The 18862-nt window shown below is 70.4% G+C and carries 15 protein-coding genes and 1 pseudogene; 7 read left to right on the top strand and 9 right to left on the bottom strand.

What is annotated here, in order from left to right:
* Positions 1-216 precede the first annotated feature (216 nt).
* Positions 217-1224, top strand: coding sequence for a terpene synthase family protein (locus tag OG624_RS40185; RefSeq protein ID WP_371640658.1), 1008 nt, complete (start codon positions 217-219; stop codon positions 1222-1224).
* Positions 1225-1267: 43 nt separating this feature from the next.
* On the opposite strand, the gene OG624_RS40180 is transcribed toward OG624_RS40185, so the two are convergent.
* Positions 1268-1483: a helix-turn-helix domain-containing protein gene (locus OG624_RS40180; protein WP_371640657.1), complete on the bottom strand. Its 216-nt coding sequence runs from the start codon at positions 1481-1483 to the stop codon at positions 1268-1270.
* Positions 1484-2733: 1250 nt separating this feature from the next.
* Here OG624_RS40180 and OG624_RS40175 point away from each other — a divergent pair.
* Positions 2734-3588 carry a class I SAM-dependent methyltransferase gene (locus OG624_RS40175; RefSeq protein WP_033225710.1) on the top strand — a complete coding sequence of 285 codons (855 nt, stop codon included), beginning with the start codon at positions 2734-2736 and terminating at the stop codon, positions 3586-3588.
* A gap of 607 nt (positions 3589-4195) precedes the next feature.
* On the opposite strand, the gene OG624_RS40170 is transcribed toward OG624_RS40175, so the two are convergent.
* The 3 genes from OG624_RS40170 to OG624_RS40160 all read right to left on the bottom strand — a co-directional run bounded on the left by OG624_RS40170 (position 4196) and on the right by OG624_RS40160 (position 5665).
* Positions 4196-4612 (bottom strand): VOC family protein, encoded by a 417-nt coding sequence (locus OG624_RS40170; protein WP_161296816.1) that lies wholly within the window; start codon positions 4610-4612, stop codon positions 4196-4198.
* A 69-nt stretch (positions 4613-4681) separates the two neighbouring features.
* Positions 4682-5059 (bottom strand): hypothetical protein, encoded by a 378-nt coding sequence (locus OG624_RS40165; RefSeq protein WP_033225714.1) that lies wholly within the window; start codon positions 5057-5059, stop codon positions 4682-4684.
* Positions 5060-5443: 384 nt separating this feature from the next.
* Positions 5444-5665, bottom strand: coding sequence for a hypothetical protein (locus OG624_RS40160; RefSeq protein ID WP_371640656.1), 222 nt, complete (start codon positions 5663-5665; stop codon positions 5444-5446).
* A 428-nt stretch (positions 5666-6093) separates the two neighbouring features.
* On the opposite strand from OG624_RS40160, the gene OG624_RS40155 reads away from it, so the two are divergent.
* Positions 6094-6558, top strand: a complete 465-nt coding sequence (locus tag OG624_RS40155; RefSeq protein WP_051763856.1) for an LIC_13387 family protein — start codon at positions 6094-6096, stop codon at positions 6556-6558.
* A gap of 179 nt (positions 6559-6737) precedes the next feature.
* On the opposite strand, the gene OG624_RS40150 is transcribed toward OG624_RS40155, so the two are convergent.
* Positions 6738-7478, bottom strand: a complete 741-nt coding sequence (locus tag OG624_RS40150) for a DUF4232 domain-containing protein (protein ID WP_371640655.1) — start codon at positions 7476-7478, stop codon at positions 6738-6740.
* 433 nt (positions 7479-7911) lie between these two features.
* Here OG624_RS40150 and OG624_RS40145 point away from each other — a divergent pair, with 433 nt between their 5' ends.
* Positions 7912-9534 carry an alpha/beta hydrolase gene (locus tag OG624_RS40145; RefSeq protein WP_371640654.1) on the top strand — a complete coding sequence of 541 codons (1623 nt, stop codon included), beginning with the start codon at positions 7912-7914 and terminating at the stop codon, positions 9532-9534.
* A gap of 431 nt (positions 9535-9965) precedes the next feature.
* On the opposite strand, the gene OG624_RS40140 is transcribed toward OG624_RS40145, so the two are convergent.
* Entirely contained in the window at positions 9966-12467 is a 2502-nt protein-coding gene (locus OG624_RS40140; RefSeq protein ID WP_371640653.1) for a WD40 repeat domain-containing protein, read from the bottom strand.
* A 339-nt stretch (positions 12468-12806) separates the two neighbouring features.
* Here OG624_RS40140 and OG624_RS40135 point away from each other — a divergent pair, with 339 nt between their 5' ends.
* Positions 12807-13136, top strand: coding sequence for a hypothetical protein (locus OG624_RS40135; protein ID WP_244290991.1), 330 nt, complete (start codon positions 12807-12809; stop codon positions 13134-13136).
* A 139-nt stretch (positions 13137-13275) separates the two neighbouring features.
* On the opposite strand, the gene OG624_RS40130 is transcribed toward OG624_RS40135, so the two are convergent.
* Positions 13276-13605 (bottom strand): DUF6422 family protein, encoded by a 330-nt coding sequence (locus tag OG624_RS40130; protein WP_033225719.1) that lies wholly within the window; start codon positions 13603-13605, stop codon positions 13276-13278.
* Between the two features lie 848 nt (positions 13606-14453).
* Between OG624_RS40130 and OG624_RS40125 the strand changes: the two genes are divergently transcribed.
* Both OG624_RS40125 and OG624_RS40120 read left to right on the top strand, forming a co-directional pair.
* Positions 14454-15209 (top strand): hypothetical protein, encoded by a 756-nt coding sequence (locus OG624_RS40125; RefSeq protein WP_371640652.1) that lies wholly within the window; start codon positions 14454-14456, stop codon positions 15207-15209.
* 633 nt (positions 15210-15842) lie between these two features.
* Positions 15843-16211, top strand: a pseudogene (locus OG624_RS40120) (hypothetical protein); the annotation flags it as partial.
* Positions 16212-16345: 134 nt separating this feature from the next.
* Here OG624_RS40120 and OG624_RS40115 read toward each other — a convergent pair.
* Positions 16346-16990, bottom strand: a complete 645-nt coding sequence (locus OG624_RS40115) for a GAP family protein (protein ID WP_033225723.1) — start codon at positions 16988-16990, stop codon at positions 16346-16348.
* A 245-nt stretch (positions 16991-17235) separates the two neighbouring features.
* A complete protein-coding gene (locus OG624_RS40110; RefSeq protein WP_371640651.1) occupies positions 17236-18858 on the bottom strand; it encodes an MFS transporter in 1623 nt (540 codons plus the stop codon).
* Between the last annotated feature and the right edge of the window lie 4 nt (positions 18859-18862).

The raw sequence follows: 18862 nt of genomic DNA, 5'->3' as shown, positions 1-18862 counted from the left end.
GGTCACCGATGTCGGCGAAAGCTGGAACCAGCCCGTCGCGGCGATCACGCCGCACAGGACGAGCCCTGCCAGCTCGGCCGGCACCAGCATGTTCCGGCCGATATCTGGCTGGCAGTCGGCTTCGTCGCGCCGCGGAACCGAGAGACCGTGAGCTCCGTATCGGAAGTGGGTGGGCACTCCGCCCGGCTGTGAGCAGCTCGTTTTCACGGAGGACACGTGCCGCAGGACATCGAGTTCCACCTTCCCTTCCCGAGCTCCCTCAGTCCGGATCTAGAGGGTGCGCGACAGCGCAACCTGGAGTGGGTGCGGCGTACGGGTCTTGTCGGGGAGGGCCGCTCGCTGGAGTGGTTCGCGTCGTGGGACATGCCGCTCCTGGCCGCCTACGGCTTCCCCTACGCCCAAGGAGCGGCGTTGGACCTGTGCGCGGACGTGATGGCGTTCTTCTTCGTCTTCGACGACCAGTTCGACGGTCCTCTCGGTCAGGACCCCGCCCGCGCCGCGACCGTGTGCCGGCAGCTGATCGACATCGTGCACGGCGCTTCCCCGGCCGCGGGGGCGGACGCGTGCTCGGCGGCGTTCGCCGATCTCTGGGCGCGTGGCCGCGACGGCGCGCACCCGAGCTGGGTGGCCCGTACCGCGTACGAGTGGGAGTACTACTTCGCGACACAGGCCCATGAGGCGATCGGCCGGCTCCGGGGTACCCCCGCCGACATGGAAACCTACCTTCAGGTCAGACGGGGCATAGCCGGCACCGACCTGCCCCTGTCCCTGGGCGAGCGGGCCGCCGGCATCACCGTCCCCGCAACCGCCTTCCACAGCCCCCAGCTGCGAATCATGCGCCAGGCCGCGATCGACGTCACCTTCATGTGCAACGACGTCTACTCGCTGGAGAAGGAGGAAGCCCGGGGCGACATGGACAACCTCGTCCTCGTCATCGAACACACCCGGTCGTGCACCCGCGACGAAGCCATCACGGCCGCCCGCCGGGAAGTCGACGGGCGCGTCGAGCGGTTCCAGGAACTTGCCCTCCAGGTCCCGGCCATGTGCCGGCAACTCGGTCTCACCGGCCCGGAGCGAACCGGTGTGGGCACGTATGTCGAGGTCATGGAGACTTGGATGAGCGGCTACCACGCCTGGCAGACCCAGACCCGCCGCTACACCAGCGCACTTCAGATCATCCCCAGCACCGGGCCCGGCTACTTCGACGAGGTCCTGGGAACGTAGACCAGGTCATGGCCGGCTCGGAGGAGACGACGATGGCTGCGGCTCACGGCGACCCGCGGCGAACGAGCGACGCGCCATTGGTCGAGTAGTCGAGGTCGGTGTCGCGGAAGCGCCGGACGGTCTTGCGGTCGAGGTGGAGACGGCGGGCGATGGCGCTGATGGTCCAGCCCGCGGCGACAAGCGTCTGGACGTCAGCGTGACGGTACCGGGTCCGGTCGCTGATCGGCGTCCGGGGTAGTTCATGGAGTGGGAGCTGCATCAGCCGGGATTCGGCTGGTCACGTCGACGCGTTTACGCAGGCAGGCGCGAGGTTTTGGAGCAGGTGCCAGCCTCTTCCGGGCGGATCCTCCAGATGACGCGCTGGGTGGACCACCGGAACCCCTTGACTGGTGGGTTCTCCTCCTGCGCTGCATGCTGTGCCCGGTGTCGGTGACCTGCCAGGTCATCGGGCAACCGGCCAGGGAAGTCAGTTGCCCGCCAGAAGTGCGGTGGGGATCGCACTTCGCGGCGAACATGGCAGCCTGGACGACAGCGTTGCGGTAGTCGCCATGGCGACGGAAGGCCCGGAGGGCTTCGGTGGCGCGCTCCATCGCAAGCTCCAGAGACGATCCGTCCCACGAGGACGGTGCCGAGCGGGCTCGATGCGGGCGCCAAGGGCATCACGCCCATCGCGCCGTCGGCGTAGCTGCCTGTGACGGTTCCGGCGAGCCAGAGGGCCGGCGCCATCTGTTCCGGAGCGGCCACCGGAGGGGCTGTGAGGCAGGACCATCCTGGCCATCGAGGAGACGTCGGTCAGCACATCGAAGCAGCGGGTGAGCGTCTCGCGCAGGACTTCCTCCTGTGGCGCCAGACGGTCGGGGCCCTGGATGGTGACCATCTCCACCACGGTGCGGTACGCATCGACCGTCCCGTCAGCGAGGTCCTCTTCGGGCAAGGGCTTGCCAGTGATCTCCGCGCAGACGTAAGTCAGGGCAGCCAGGTGCATGTGCCCCGCTCTGGCGTTCCCGGGGCTGCCAGAACTTCAGAGCGGCACGAATGGCCTCCCCCTGTGCGGCCGACGGCAACACAGGGCCGTCCGGGGAGGGTCACATCTCCATGCGTCGAGCCCGCCGACTGTGCCGGGCAGCATCTTGGTGATCACTGACCGGTGCGGCAGCGGGCACGGAGAGGGCAGGGCCACCAGGAAGGTGAGCAGCAGCGGGCCCGCCGTGACCTGATCCTCATCGGCGGGTTCGGGCTTGCCGGGCTGGTTCATCGGAAAGCGTAGGACCGAAAGTGCTGGCACCGGAATGGCTTTTCCGTGCCCGCTCGAAGACACCGCCCCTTCGACGCGCGGGCCGCGCAGGAGGGATCCTTGGGCGATCCCGAAGTCGATACCACGCTGCTCGCCGACCGACCCACAGGGTGGGCCGCCGTCGTGCCGGTGATGTCCAGGAATTCGGAGGCGCCGCTGCCCGTGCGTCTCATACCCTCGGCCCGAACCGACCCGTCAAAATCACCAAGGACTTTGTGAATCACTCCGATCTCCTCGCCCAGGCCCCCTCGCTCGCAGCCGGCATGGCCGCCGCCGCTCACAGCCCGGACACCCAGCTGTCCCAGACTCGCCACCGCGCCGCGCTCGTGGCGGGCTGGCGCATCCCACCCGGCTCCACCGTCCTCGAACTGGGCTGCGGCCAGGGCGACATGACCGCCGTCCTTGCAGAGGCGGTCGGGCCCGAAGGGCGCGTGGTGGCCGTTGATGTGGCCGCACCCTCCTATGGGGAGCCGGTCACGCTCGGAGAATCGGCAGCCCGGCTCGCGGCGGGCCCTCTCGGGCCACGCATCGACTTCCGCTTCGGCACCGACGTCCTCGACCCATCGGTCGACTTCCCCGAAGGCACCTTCGACCATGTGGTGCTCGCACATTGCTCCTGGTACTTCGCATCGCTCGGACAACTGCGGGACACGCTGGCCCGGGTACGGCCGTGGGCGCGGAGACTGTGCTTCGCCGAATGGGACCTGACGCCTGCCTCCGACGACCAGTTGGCGCATCTGCTCGCCGTGCTGATCCAAGGACAGATCGAGGCCGCGGGATCGCATGGCGAGGGCAACGTCCGCACACCTTTCTCCCGTGAGAGCCTGCTACGGCTCCTGCCCGAGGCCGGCTGGACGGCCGACGGCAGCGAACTGGTCGATACCGGAGAACTGCAGGACGGCGACTGGGAAATCGCAGCTTGCCTTGACCTGGTGGAAAGCGATACGGGTCTGGCCGCGCTGCCCGAGCCGGTGCGACAGCTCGTCCTGAGTCAGGCCGACGTTCTCCGGGCCGTTGCCAAGCCGCGCGGCAACCGCGCGCTCGCGGCGTACTCAGTCACCGCGCGCTGACATAGGGCCCCGGCCCGGTCAGGGTTCAGTGAGATCAGCCGAGCTCGCCCCTGGCCGCCATGTCTGCGACACCGCCCCGCCAGGGCACCGCGCCCTCCCGGACCGACCCCGCGTCGGCGCCCCGCCTCCGACGATGCAGCCCTGCAGACCCCCAGCACACCGCCCTCGGCTGCCGCCCACGCCAATCCGGCCCCCAGTGCCCTGCGCCGTGGGCGGGCTGCCGTAGCCGCCGTCGAACACAGGACCCTGGCCATCGAGCTGGGCGGGTGCTGGGGCGGCTCCAGCACCCGCGCAACGGCCCGGGTGCCGTCGTGGGCGGGAGCTTCGGCGAGGTCGGCCAGCAGAGTCATGCGAGCAACCATGGACGGCATGGACGCCGTACTGCGGCTCCCCTTGCTCGACACCGGCCGGGCCCGTGAGGAGCGGGGCCGGAGCCACGAGCGGCGGGGCGATGGCCTCCGTGGGTGCCAGGACGAAGCCCAGGTGGTCTCCTTGACTCGCGTCCCGATCCCGCCGACGAACCCACCCCCGGTCATCGGCGTCGAAGCCCGAGGCCATGGGCGGCGTGAGCGGTGCGTTCCTTGGCGGGAGCCGTCGCCCGGCGGCGCTAGCCCACGGCGGTGAGGTCCTCGTCGACGACGGCCAGGGTGAACGCATGGCCGGCCGGGTCGGCGTAACGCCGCAGGGTGGTCCGGCTGCCCGGCAGGCTGCCGTCGTCCTCCGCCGCCACCGGGCGCGCCCCGAGGGCTACGGCCTCTCGCTCGGCCTCGTCGAGGCTCCGCTGCTCCACGAGAATGCACACGTGGGCCTGTTGGGAGCCCTCCGGGAGAGGCCAGCTCGGCGGTACGTGGTCGGGGTCCCGGCGGACTCCGAGGACTACTCCGGTGCCGCCGGTGATGAGGAGGAGCTCCGCGTCGCCCGGTGCCGGTCCTGCCGAGGCACCAAGCAGTTCGGCGTAGAACTGCGCCAGCAACTCCGGCTCGGCGCTGTCCAGGACGAGAACGGCTGTCTTGGGTACGGTCATGCACCCCGTGTGCCCGCTGCCGGTGCCGGTACACGGGGCATGCGTCGCGGGACGTCCGCTCTCGATCCCTCAGGAGCGGACGCGGAGTGCGACCTCTCGTTCCTGGTCGCCCGATACGGCGCCCATGTCCTCGACCGTGAAGTTGCCGACGAGCGCAGCCTGCACCCGCTGCACCGCACGAGGGCCTCCCTGGAGGGTGACATTGACCGCGTCTTTCACCCGTACGGGTACCGCCTGCCGCTCGGCCGGTTCGGCCGGCTTCGCCGCGTCGAGAGTCGCGCTCCACACGGTCGCGGCTCTGCCGCCTTGCGCGGCTCCGCCCGCCCCGGGCTCCGCAGGAAAGGAACGTTCGAGCAGGTCGAGGACGGCGCGCGCGTCCTCCTCGGAGCAGTCACCGACCGCCACGACCACTTCGGCCACTGGAACGTCCTTGTCGTGTCCGTCCATCAGGGGGACCTCTCTCGTGCGTGCGGCATCGGTGCGGAGAACGTGAAAGGGGAATCCGGAACCTCCCCGATCCGAACGTGCCACAGGGGGTGGGGCCCCGCATCCTTTGCCTCGGCCGATGGGAGGGGCGATACCGTACCGGGAACACGACGCCGGAAGGCTACGACGCCGACGACGAGTACGTAATGGTCGAGCAGAAGGCGGATCGACCACATCGCACCGGGCCGCTCCCACTCGCTGAACATCGCCGGGTTCGTCGACCTGGCGGAGGTCGACCCGCTCTGCTTCAACAGGATCTGCCAGTAGCGACAACACCTGCCGGCCCCTCCCGTGTACATGGCCTGCACGTCCCTCCCCAGTACCGCGGCGTCGGCCGTAGCGGGGTCAGACGGCGGCTTCCGCGGACCATCCGGGTGTCTCGTCGTCCGGGAAAGCGCCACCGCCGTCGGCCGGTAAGGAGCCGGGGGGCCAGGACGCGACCAGCAGGTCGTCGTCAGCGGCGGCGACGCCGTGGGCGGCCCGGTGGCGGGCGGCGGCCGGGTCACGGACGCCGACGCTCTCGGCCGACACCGGATCCGTAGCCGTCTCCGGCTCCAGCTTCCGCAACCTGGGCACCGAGTCCCGACCGTTCGGCACCTGACACCGACTCGGATCACCTCCCCATCGTCCTGCACCGACACCGCCCTGATCCCCGGGTCATCCAGGAAGAGCGGCTCTTTCAGCCCGAGCAACACCTCACGCACAGCCCAGAACCATCAGCCGAACGCGGTCGGCACCGGTGGTTTCCTGACGACCTTGCGGCACGACTCAGCAAGATCAACGGTCACAGGGAGTGCCCACACCACAGAAGTTGGACCAGAACGAAAGAAGTGGATGAAGCCACGCAGTTGATGCTCCGGCTCGCCGATGGGCGGTGGGTGTCGGCTGTTTGCGAGCTGAAGCCGCCCCCACCAGTACGCCTCTACATGTGTAGAGTGCGAGCAGCATCCTCTACCGATGTAGAGGGCAACCTCGTTCGACTTCAAGGAGCCACGGTGAGCGCTACCGTCACACCCGTTCTCGAGCGCAATCCCCAGCCCAAGCCGCTGCGGCCCTTCAGAGTCGGGGCCGTCGGCTTCCTCCTGCTGGGCACGGGCCACCTCGTCCTTGCAGCCGCGACGGCGCTGGGCGACCCCACCCCCCAGCAGCAAGCGTCCTCGGAAGCCATGCGGGAGTCGAGCATGACCCTGCTCGGTCTGGAACGCAGCACCCTCGACGTCGTCCAGGGCATGAGCCTCGTCATGGCCCTGTTCGTCATCGCGTGCGGGCTCCTCGCCCTCACCGCCGTCCGGCACGCCCCGGCACTGGTCGAACGCCGCACCGCCTTCGGATGGATCCCCCTCGTCGCCTCACTGATGGGCCTGGCGATATCCGTCCTGCTCCTCCCCATACCGCCGATCGTCGTCCTCACCGTCACCAGTTGCGCCTTCGCGCTGTCCTTGCGCCGGGCGACGCCCTGATCCGGTCACGGCGGGGCCACCCCACCGCACCGGCCGGACAATCACCGACCCGCCGGCCGACGAGGAGGAACTCCTCGGCCCGAACCACCCCGTCCTGCCGGCCACCCGCGCCGGCCTCGCCTACGCCTTGGACGCGGCCCCGCCGGACTGACCTGCGGGAGCAGCCGCGCCCCGCCCGGTCAGAGGGTGTCGAGCGAGTCGCGCGCGGTGAAGTGGTAGAGCCCGACCCTCGGCTTGGCGACGGTACCTGTGGTGGCGAGTGGCAGGCTGACGCCGTCGGCGTTCGGCATGTGGCTCGGGTCGGCCAGGATGTTGATCTCGTCGGCCACGGGACCGCCGCCGCCCGAGGGGTTGAGGTCCACCGCCGCGTAGGTGGTCGCCCCGGGCCGCACCGGGTGCGCCGGCGCCCCGCCCAGACCCTCGGGCGGCGTGGCCTGGATGCCGAGGGCGGAGCCCTTGGCGCTGAAGCCGATGGCGGGGTGGAAGTCGAGGCCGCACGTGGTGGAACCGTTGTTGGTCACCGTGACGACCCGGACGGTCGCCGGGAAGCCCTGCGGCGAGGTGACCTTGACGGTGAGGTTCCTGGCGGAACAGGGGTGGGTGTAGGCGTAGGCGTCCTCGGTGGTCGCGTCGGTGCCGCCCGTCGCCTTCCCCTTGCCGTCGGGGCCCGTCGGCGTCGGGCCGGCGGCGCCCGCCGGATCGCCGCTACCACTCGGACCGGCCGCCGTCGGAGTCGCCGACGCAGACGCCGTGCCGGAAGCGGCCGGGGTGCCGGAAGCCGACGGCGTGCCCGTGCCCGCCGTCGGCGCCTTGAACTTCCCGTCCGTGCCGCCGCCCCCGCCGCTCCCGCAGCCGGTCAGTGCCAGGACGAACCCGACGGCGGCGGCAAGGGCCGCAGCACGGCTCCGGTGGATGCGCATGGTGGAACTCCCCGTCTCGTACCCTCGGACGAAAGCCGTCCGTACGGCAACAATATGATCTACGCGGTCCGGTGAACGGGGAGCGACACCTACGCCCCGCGCCCCCTTCACGGGCCCCGGCCGCGTGCTGGTGAGCGCGCACGCGCGGGCACAAGGCTGCTCGACACCGAGGTGACCGTCCCGGGATCCCACCGCTCCCCCGCGATCGCCCGGACCCCGGGGGCGGGGACCAGGTGACCGGGACGGAGCAGGCCTGCGGGCAGGGTGCGTCGTGTGTGCGGGCGACGGCCTCGGGATCGGCGGTCGGACTGCAGGTCGGGCCGGGGCGTACAACCCTGGCGGTAGCCGGGAATCAACTTCCGGCGGGCCGACAGGGCCGGTGGCCGGCCGTTACGTTGTCGCCGCCTGAACATCCGTGACGGAGGAGCGCCGCATGACCCGTTCGGCCCACGACCCCAGCAGACGTGTGGCATGGGGGACATCTCTGGTCCTGATCGCGATCACCGCACTTCTGGGAGGCGGCGCGTCCGGCGCCTCCGGAACGGCAAGCGCCACGGAGGTCGGGGCCGCGTCCGTCCCAGCGCTGTCCTGGGGGCCCTGCGACGGGTCGAAGGACGGCTTCGAGTGCGCGACGGCCCGAGTGCCGTTGGACCACCGCCGGCCCTCCGGGCCCACCCTCGCGCTCGCGGTCACCCGCCGACCGGCGGCCGACCCTGCGCACCGGACCGGCGTCCTGGTCCTGCACCCGGGCGGGCCCGGGAACTCCGGGGTCGACTTCGCCCGCAACAGCTACGAGGCGCTGCCCGCCTCCCTGCGCGACGCGTTCGACGTGGTCGGGTACGACATGCGCGGCGTGGCGCGCAGCGGGCAGGTGGAGTGCTGGGACGACCAGGAGTACGCGGCCGCGGTCGACGGAGCGCGCGGCGCGCCGAGGCCGGGGCCGGGGGCCCTGAGGGAGTTGGTGCGCCAGGCCGTCGACTTCGCCGCCGCCTGCCAGGAACGCTCCGGGGACCTGGTCCCGTTCGTCGGTACCGGGTCGAACGCCAAGGACCTCGACCTGCTGAGACAGGCGCTGGGCGAGGAGACGCTCACCTTCTACGGCCGTTCCTTCGGCAGCTACGTCGGTACGGTCTACGCCGCGCAGTTCCCGCGGCGGGTGCGCGCCATGGTCCTGGACGGGGCCTACGATCCACACCGCTACGCGGACGTGCCGTACGCGTACGACGCCGCGCAGTTCACCGCCCTGGACGCGGCCGTCGGCCGGTTCCTGGACTGGTGCGGGCGCGAGGTGGCGGCCTGCGGGTTCGGTGAGGGCCGGCCGCGGCAGGCGTTCGAGGCGTTGAAACGCGACCTGGACGCGAACCCGGTGATCTCCGCGAGCGGACGTCCGGCCACCGGCTACACCCTGGCCTACCGGCTGATGTTCAACATCAACGCGGGCAAGGAGATCTGGCCGTACCTGGGACAGGCCCTGCGCTCGGCGCAGGCACGGCAGGCCTCGTTCCTTCTGTCACCGCCCTCCCCCGCGTCGTTCGACTTCCTCACCGTCAACACCGCCGTGGAATGCGCCGACCGCCGCTACCCCGACAACCGGCTGCTGCTGGGCGCGCTCGTGACCGCCGAGACGGCCTCCGCGCCCCTGCTCGGCCCGCCCATCGGGTGGGGGCCACCGACCTACGACCACAACCACGCACCCGCCTGCACACAATGGCCGGCGCAACGCCCCAGCCGCTTCGAGGGCTCCTACCGGGCGACCGGTTCCGCCCCGATCCTGGTCCTCGGCACGACCGGGGACCCCGACACCCCCTACCAGGACGCCGTGACCCTCGCCGGAACACTCGACGGCGGACGCCTGCTGACCTTCGACGCCGAAGGACACACCGCATACAACCGCAGCACCTGCGTCAGCAGCCTCGTCGACGCCTACCTCACCACGCTCGCCCTGCCCCCACGAGGCACTGTCTGCGCGGACGAGGCACCCCCGCAACCCCTGGGCCACCGCACCCCGATCATCGGGACCGACGAAACACAGGACGCGATCCCCGCCCCACACTGAGAGCCACGAACGGACAGAGGGACCGGCCGCCGGACGACCGGACTCCGGGCGTAACCCGAGGCCCGGGGCCGGTCCTGACGGCCCGGAGGAGAGGCTGCCTGGGAACCCGTCCCGTACGGTGCGGCCGGCCGCACAGTGGCCGGACCCGGCACGGTTTCCGCGGTCTGCGCCAGCACCGGCTCCACCGGCGGTCGGAGCGTCAGAGCGTCACAGGGGCCTCCCTGACGGTCCGCCAGACCAGCCGGAGGCGGCCTGCAGTACGAACAACCCGTCGTGCCATCCATCCGAGGGGCATAGCGGGCCCGTCACAGGCACCCGGCGGGCTTCTGCGGCACGGTGGCGGCATGCGTCGCTGGTCCCTGCCCTTGCCCCTGCTCCTTACCGCTCTGCTCGCGGCCTCGGGATGCGTCATCTTCCACCCCGGTCCTGCCTCAGCGATTGCGGTCAAGTACGACCACGTCGTCGCCCATGCCGATGACGAGGCCCTGGCCGACGGTGGTCATGCATTGGGCCCGCGTCGGCAGCGCGATCTTCTCCCGGAGCCGGGCCGGCAGGAGATCCCAGACGTGGACCGTACCGCTGCCGTCCAAGGTGATGGCGTCCGTACGGTCGTCCTGCGTGGTGCAGGCCACCGCGAGAACTCCTGACGGGTGTCCCGCGAGGGTGGACCGCAGGGTGCCGTCCGTCAGATCCCACACTTGTACTGTGGCGTCGTTCCCGCCCACGGTCAGCGCGTGGGGGCGGCCCTCCAGGACGGTGGCGGCGAGTGCCCGTATCCAGTGGTGCCCCGTGTGGACGGTGGCGGTGACGCGTCGGCCCTTCTCCGTGAGCCTCCACAGTCGCAGTGCGGCGTCATCGCTGCCCGTGAGGAGGTGGGGGCGGCCGTCGACGGCGAGGGGCTCCATGGCCCGCACCGCCGACCGGGTGCGGTCGCTGTGGAGCGGATGCTCCGCGTCCTCGTCCAGGTCCCACACGCGTATGGTGCGGTCCTCGTCGGAGGTGACCACGCAGGCACGGCCGTTGACATCCGCCCACGCCACGGTCTCCACCCGGCGGTCGGGTCCGGGAAGGTCCCGAAGCCCTGTCCCTGCGGCGAGGTCCCAGACCCGGGCGACGCCGCAGCAGCCTCCGACGGCAGCGTAGGGGCTGTCGTGGACGGTTGTGCACGCCAGCGCCTCCACACGGTGCCCGTGGGGCAGGGTGCCTCGTTCCGTCCCGTCGGCCAGGTCCCAGAGCCGTATGGTGCTGTCGCCTCCGGTGACGACGTGGGGACGGCCGTCGATCTCCACGGCATCCACGACCTGCACGGTCCCGGTGTGTCCCTTGCGTCCCGCGGGCGATGCCGTGTCGCCCAGGTCCCATACGCGCGGGGGCGCGGAATGGCCACCGCTCACGGCGTACGGGCGCCCGTCGATCTCCGTGGTGGCCAGCGCGTCCACATAGCCGTGGTGCCCGGTCAGGACGGCGCGCTCCGTGTTCTCGGTCAGATCCCACACGTGCACCGTGCAGTCACCACCGGCGGTCAACACGTGTGGGCGTCCTTCAAGTTCGAAGCAGCTCACGGCAGCTGTCCACGAGGTGTGTCCGTCCAGCTCAGCGCGTTGCGAGCCGTCGGTCAGGCACCAGACCCGTGCCGCGTGCTCCCCGCCGCTCCCGGTGATGGCGTGGGGGATGCCGTCGATCACCGTGCAAGCCACCGAGTAGACGGCCGACGTGTGGCCGGTGAGCACGGCCCGCTCGACGCCGTCGTCCAGGTCCCACAGCCTCACCGTGTTGTCATAGCCCCCGGTCACGGCCACGGGGCGGCCGGCGACCTCGCTGAACGCCACCGCTCGTATTTCCTCGGTGTGGCCGGGCATCCGCGCACGTTCCGACCCGTCGACCAGGTCCCACAGCCGGACCAGGCAGTCCTCTCCCGCAGTGACGGCGTGCGGGCGGCCGTCGATCACCGTGCAGCCCACCGCGTGTATCCAGCCCTTGTGGCCTCCGAGGGCGAACCGCTCGGCCCCGGTATCCAGATTCCACACTCGTAGGCTGCCGGAGCAGGTTCCTGTGACGACATGGGGGCGCCCGTCGATCTCGACGCAGTCCAGGGCGTAGACCCCGTCGTCCTCGGTGATGACAAGACGTTCGGTTCCGTCGACCAGGTCCCACACGCGGACGTTCGCGTCGTAGCAGCCGGTCACCGCGTGGGGACGCCCGTCGATGACGGTGCACGCGGCGGCGTCCACGCCCAATCCTGTCTTGGTGAAGCGCAGCGCCGGATGAACCATCGTGCCGGTCGCCCAACGCGGCCGCCACGGGCGGCCGCGAGACAGCTCCCGGGCGAGGCCGGTCTCGCCGTGGCGCGCGGCGTCGACGGCGAGGATGTCCCGCCTTTCGGGCAGGCTGGCGGTGGCATGGACGTGGACAGATGCTCGGTAGATACTCCGCCGCACCGACCCCTGGGACGAGCCGGGGATGTTGAGCGCGCGGAGCAGTCCCCGCGGGTCCGCGTGCACCAGGTACTCGGCGTCCTCCAGTATCTCGTCCAGGGCACCGGCTGCGGCAGCGTGGGCGGCGAGATGGTCGACGATGTACGGTGCGGAAGCCGGCCAGTCGCGGTGCCCGCCGTCCCCGTCAAGGGGCACCTCGGCCAGCAGCGCGCTCGTGATCGCCCGTTGCGTCTGCCGCTCGCCCGACCGAGCTCCCCGGGCACGCAACCGGTAGGCCATACCCTCCGATGTCTGCGTCTCGACCAGGAGTTCGCCCGCCCGGTCCCGGAACACGCTCACGTCCTGAGCCGTCCACGGGTGACCCGACAGGGCACCTGCCAGGACCACCCACAGGGAAAAAGGCAGACCCCCGCCTTCGGCGAACGCCAACGGCCGCAACAGCGCGGCTTCATCGTCGGAATCCAGCGCCGGCCAGAGGGCCCTTTTACCGTTCGCCATCGCCACACGCTCCTCGCAGCCCGTTCACGACCCCGTCCCTCCCCACTGCGGGTGGACGGGTCGCCCACCTGGCCACGGATGCTACAGACAGCTACTGACATCGATACTCGTACGCGGGTTCCTGTGGTCGTGGCTCTGCCACTGACCGGCGCCCTGGGCTGTCTTCGGGCTGTACCGTCCGGCTTCCGGGGCTCGTTCTTCTCATGGCTCCGGCCAGGTGGAACATGACCTGATAGGAGGTAGCGGCCGAGCGAGCGCCGCACCCGGGCTCTGATGTCTGAGGTCCGGCCCCAAGGCCACACCCACGCCGCTACCCGACACTTCGCCAGCCCGCTGATCTTGTCAGCGTTTTCGCCATGTGTCGTCACCGAAGCACTCGGCCGGGGGCACCACGTCACGGCCTTCCGCCGCGACGCCATGCGGATCGCCGAAGACCGGCAGATCGTCCTCTGGCAGAGCGTCGCCGTCCTCGCCACCGACGCCATCGCCGCCGTCATACCCGGCCTCGACGTCCTGATCAGCGGATTCCAGCCCGGAAACGTGCGCCCGGCGAGCGTACGGGCCGGTTCCGGATCGGCGGCGATCAGCCCGTACTCGACGCGGACGGGCGCAGCCGCATCTCGGTGGCCTGATGGCGGCGCTGGAGGCGTCGGTGGCGGAGGCCCGTGAGCGCCGCGGCGAAACCCCGGCGGGCGGGGGTGGGGCGACGGTGCACGAGATGCCGAAGCGGAAGAAGGCGGCCGCGAAGAAGACGGCGGCCATGCCGTTCCCGGAGCCGTCTGCGGCGGTGTTCCGGTGGACGAACAGCTCAGAACACGCCGTGGGTCTCCTTGAAATGCCCGCATCTCACCCACTGGTCGCCGCCCACACCGCCGTGGTCGGGGAACTCCGTCCGGCAGGGGTCGTCGCCACCCGAGCCCTTGTAGCGTCGGCAGCGGCACCGGTGCGGGGTCGGTGGAGGCGGCAGCTCTCCGGAACACTTGAATTCGAGCGAGTTCCACTCAGCGGGGCTCAGCTCCAACCCCGACTCGCGGATCATCGCCACGGCCTTGTCCTGCGCTTCGATGAGCAGCGCAGCTGCCTCAGCCAGCATCTGCGACTGCGCGTCGGTCCTGTCGTTCCTCTTCGCCACGGACATCTGCGTCCTCCTGATCGGTCAGATCTGGGCGTGCTCGGATTCCGTGTGCTCGCAGGTCCTGGTGGGCGATCCCGTGCCGAAGTCCGGGCCGGTGAAATCGGTCCAGGTGTTGAGGCAGGGTTCTTCGCCGCCCGAGCCGCCGTAGTCGCCGCAGCCGCAGAAGTGCGGGGTCGGCGGAGGGCCAGTTCGGCCAGGCAGGGGCGACCGACCCGGCAGGCCGCGGGCCTGGCCCGCATACGATCGGTCACTGTCTCCGTCGCCCAGCGGCTGCTCTGGGCGATGACATAGCGCAGGTCGGCGAGGGCTTTCAGCGTGACCGACGGCTCCTCGGCGGCCAGGACGCCGAGGACCCGGATGAGGTGGGAAGGGAGCTCGGTGAGTTCCGCGGGGAGGGGACGGCCCCGTCTCGGACTGCCGACAGATGCGCCGCGTAGTTCGCGATCGGAGCGGGTGGCGACACGGTCCCGCCCTGAAGTCCCCACCGACGAGGGGCCGACACCGTCCCAGGACCGGCAGCAGGCCACAAGGCGGCGTGCGTTCCAGTCGCGTCTCCGGCACAAGGATTCGCAGACCTTGCCGGTGCTGGGCGTTGGCCCGATCGGCATCATCGGCCCCGTGCCGCGTCCGTCCACTGCCGCGTCGGGCCTGATCGGGCCCGGCCGATCATGCGCTCCCCCAGGAGAGTCAATTGCCAGATGCATATGCGCGTTGTGGCCGGTTCCGCCTCCGAGGGCCCTACCGTGGCGTGCGCAACGCAGGCTTGACTCAGGCGCCCACGTCTTGCCCTCCCTGTACCGACCACGAAAGGAGTGAGCGTGAACGCTCGCTTCGGTATGAAGCGGAAAGTCGTGCTTGGGTTAACGGCGCTGATCTCGATCGCCGCCGGTGGTGTCCCGGCGTCCGCCCTGACCGGCGTAGATCTGGGAAGCTCGCACCACTGGGGCGTCATCACCCGCAACACGATCGGCTCTCCCGTCGCCGCGCTGAGGGACGGCCCGTACGGATCGTTCGGTGTGACGGGGACCGCCGCGAGGCCGCCCTACGGCCGGGGCAGCCTCGGAATCGAGGTCGCGGACCGCTCCACCTCCCTCACTCCGTCCAGTGAGAAGGTCAGCTTCGGCAACGAGGTCGACTTCTACGGCAAGCCGATCCTCGGCACCCAGGGTCTGAACCAGGTCGGTTTCCACGTCTTCCAGACCGGCGAGAACATCTCGTACGGCGGCCCGACGAACATGCCGAACATCACGTTCGAGATCAACCCGAACCTCACCGCGACAACCACCACCTACTCGTCGCTGGTCTGGCTGCCACCGGCCTCCCCGGTGACGAACGCCTGGAGTGGCTACCTGGACGCCACCACGACCGGGACGTGGTTCCTCACGGGCGGCGCGGGCACCGCGACCGGCTGCAACCTGGCGACCCCGTGCCCCTTCCCACAGCTGAAGACCGCGCTCAACGACGGCGGCGCACAACCGACCATCTACACCGCCGCGGTGGGCAAGGGCCGCGACAACATGTGGATCGGCGCCGTCGACGGCCTACGGATCAACAGGACCATCTACGACTTCGAGGCCTCCGGAGTCAAGACGCGTCGCGCCGGCTGAACCCCTGACCGGCTGGGCATCGTCGTCCGCAGCCGTGAGGTTGCGGACGACGATGCCAGCACAGTGCGGCCCGGTCCGGCCACGGTGAACAGCGACGGCCGGTTGGCGAAGTAGATCACGGACGACCGGCCCGCGGACGTGATCCGGACGTCTTCGCCTTCGGAATCTGCGGGCCCACCGGGCCCCACGGATCGGCCGCGGCCGCGGCGAGCAGGTCCCGGACCGTCTCCTCGGCGTGCTCGGGGAATTCGGGGAGTTCGGGAAGGACCTTCGCGGCCGGTGTCGAGCGGCGGACCCGCGTACGAGTGCGGGCTCACCCGCGGCACCGGCCGCGGAGCTCGGCCATGTCCACGAACCCCGTCTCGTCGCACCCGGAAGCCGTGAACGCGTCGACCGCGGGAGCGGAGACGAGTATCGGCTCCTCCTGGCAGCGGCTGCTGCTGCCGAACACGGTAAAAGAGCGTGGCCTTTCGTGAAGGCCACGGAGGAAAACGTGACCTCAGTGGGATTGCCGTTGCTGGGGCGCGTCACCCTGGTCAGGCACCCAGGGACCTGCGCACCCTGTTGGAACGCCGGCACCGCCGATCCGGCGTCAGCTCCGCGAGGGCCTTCAGCCAGATGACCAACGGATGAAAGCACCAGTACTCCGAAGGCAAGACAATGCTTCCGGTGCCGCGGGCGGAGGTCGTGCTGTCCCGCCCGAAGGACGCTGAGTGCCCGAACGTGCGGGCCTGGCCGGCGGCCGAAGTGTTGGCGATCTTCCGTTTCCGTTCCGCCGATGACGTCGACTTCGACATCGACCTGCGGGAGTTGCGGGGCCAGGAACGACTCGATCTGTCCTGCGGCTTCCTCCAGGACATCGGACGGCGCTTGGGCAAGCCGGTCCTCCTCGCCGACCGCTGGTCAGGTGACCGCGGCAGTCGGCCAGGGTTCGTAGAGGGTTCCGTCGCGGAGCATCGCGAACAGGACGCCGGCCGTCGGGCGAGGCAGAGCAGGACTTAGCCCCCGACCTGCGCAAAGGCCGCTACGCATGCCCCTCAGGCCACTCCGCCGGATCCTGGTCCGCCTTCGACCGGTTCGCACCCTGTAGGGGTGGGGCGCCGGGTGTGGTGGCTCGTGACTCGGGGCCGTCCGCGTCAGGCGACCAGCCCGTAGATGCTCCGAGCCGTCAGCCACAGGCCGGCGAGCAGTGAGAGCGTGACGATCAGTCGCTCCTGGTGCTGCTCCAGCCAACTCCGCAGGGCGTTCAACCGGGCGTCCGCGGCTGCGGGTGCCCAGAGCGCGTACAACTCCATGACGATGAGGCTGAGTGTGGCCAGCAGGCAGTAGCCGGTCAGTGCGAGCCAGTCAGCGGGGGTGGAGAGGTTAGCGTCGATGGCGGTCGCGGCGCCCGCGCCGACCAGCGCCCAGGGTTGCAGCAGCCATGCCAGGCCGGCTGCGGTGGCCGGGGAGGCGTTGTCGATCCGGGCGGTCCAGCGCGGTGGGCCGTGCGGGCGGGGCGGTCGGCGGTGCCGGTGGGCGCCGTACAGAACCAGAGCCACGCCGATGGCGAGTTTCGCGGCGAGCGCGGCGGTTGAGGGCGTGCTGTGACGGGCCGGGGGCTGTCCGCCGGTCAGCAGCATCACGCAGGCGATGACCGCGATCAGGTTGGCCAGCCACGACAACAGGAACGCCAGGCCCTGGCGCACGCCGCGCCGTGAGGAGAGAAGCAGGATGAAAGCGCTGTTGTGCAAAGGCCCCAAGGTGACAGCCGTACCGATCACCACCAGGTCGAGGACCATCGGATCAGCCGCTCCTGGGTGTCAGGACCGTCTGCCACGTGGATGGCGGGACCGGTCGGCAGAGTCGGGCGGCGCTGCGGCTGCGGTGCCGCATCCCGACTCTGCAGGCGGCAGCCCGGCCGGTCAAGCAGGCCACGCCCGCATCCCCGCCTGCGTCGATCCGGTCCTCGGGCCTGCTTTCGACGGCCGTGGGGCAAGGACCCGCACGACACGGTCGGCGACCGGCCGACCGGCTGGCCGACCTCTCAGGCTCCGGGGCCGCTCGGCTTCTCGGTGGCGGCGGAGACGGAGTCCTCGGTGTAGTAGCGCCGGAGGAGTTCCCGCTCGGCGTCCCGGTGCGGGAACATGAAAAAGATCAGCAGCGCACCCAGGGCAATCGCGGCCAGGCCGACGGTGTAAGCCCAGTCGTCGCCGTGGAGGAACGACTGACGTGCTGCCTCGACGATCTGGTCGGCGTACTGGGGGTGCTGCTGGGCGACCTGCCCGGCGGAGGCGAACGACTTCGTCAGCTCGCTCTGAACCTGGTCCGACACGTCCTTGCTCTCGGGGGAAGCGGCGATCGCCGCGCTGAAGGCCGAGGCGTAGCCGGCGGTGAGGAGCACGCCCATGACGGACTGCATGACGGCCCCGCCGAGGTCCCGTTGCAGGTCGGCGGTGCCCGATGCCATGCCGGCCCGTCGCACGGGCACCGATCCGGTCAGCGAGTGGGATGCGGGCGTCCCTGCGAAGCCGGCGCCGATTCCGATGAGCACGTAGGCGAAGCCGATCTGCCAGTAGCTGCTGTCCTCGCCCCAGAACAGGAGCATCCAGGCGAAGGCGAGGAAGAGGAACGTGTAACCGATCAGCAGGGTCGTGCGGGCGCCGCGTGTCTCGACCAGCTTCGCGGACCGTGGTGCCACGAGCACGATCATCACGACGAGGGGGAGGATGGCGGCGCCGGCTTCGACGGGGTTGTACGCGAGCACGTTCTGCAGGTACTGCTGGCTGATGAACGCCGACCCCATCATGGAGCCGTACACGATGATTCCCGCGCATGCGGCAACCCAGAACGTACGCCGGCCGGCGATGTGGAGGTCGTACAGCGGGTTGGGAGCCCGGCGCTGGCGCCAGAAGAACGCCGCTCCGGCAGCCAGGGCGATCACGACGAGGCCGACGACCAGTGCCCCCTGGCCGGGGACGGCGGCGAAATTGATCGCCAGCACCAGTCCCGCGATCAGGAGGACGGACAGGATGCCGCCGAGGTTGTCCACCGGTTCGGCTGACTCGTTGGCGTGTGCGGGGACGAACAGGAGGGCCATGACCAGCGCGACCACGGCGAGGGGCAGGGTGACCAGGAACACCGACCCCCAGTAGAAGCGTTCGAGCAGCGCGCCCGCGATCACCGGCCCGAGCAGGGAGATGCCGCCGCCCAGGGCCGACCACAGCGCGATCGACTTCGTCCGCTCCGGCCCCGCCCACAGGGCGGTGATCAGCGCCAGGGTGGTCGGGTAGGCCATGCCGGCCGAGAGCCCGCCGAGAACTCGGGCCAGCACGAGGACGGTGTCGTTCGGTGCGTACGCGGCGAGCAGGCAGGCGGGGACGGACAGAGCGATGCCGAGGAGCAGCAGCAGCTTGCGCCCGTGACGGTCGCCGACCGCACCCAGATAGAGCACCGACGCGGCCAGACCGAGGGAGTACCCCACGGCAATCAGGTTCAGCATGGTCTGGGAGGAGTCGAAGGCCTTCCCGATCGCGGGCAGCGCCACGTTGGCCACCGACAGGTTCAAGTTGGCCACCGCGGCAACGACGATCAGGGACGCCAGAACGAGCGATGCCCGCGCCGGGGCCTCATGCGGAACGTCGATGCGAGGCGCGACGCTTTTCGACATGGAA

This window comes from Streptomyces virginiae, assembly GCF_041432505.1.
Taxonomy (GTDB): Bacteria; Actinomycetota; Actinomycetes; order Streptomycetales; family Streptomycetaceae; genus Streptomyces; species Streptomyces virginiae_A.
The sequence above is the reverse complement of the archived record's forward strand: the minus strand, read 5'-3'. Positions and strand labels throughout refer to the sequence as shown.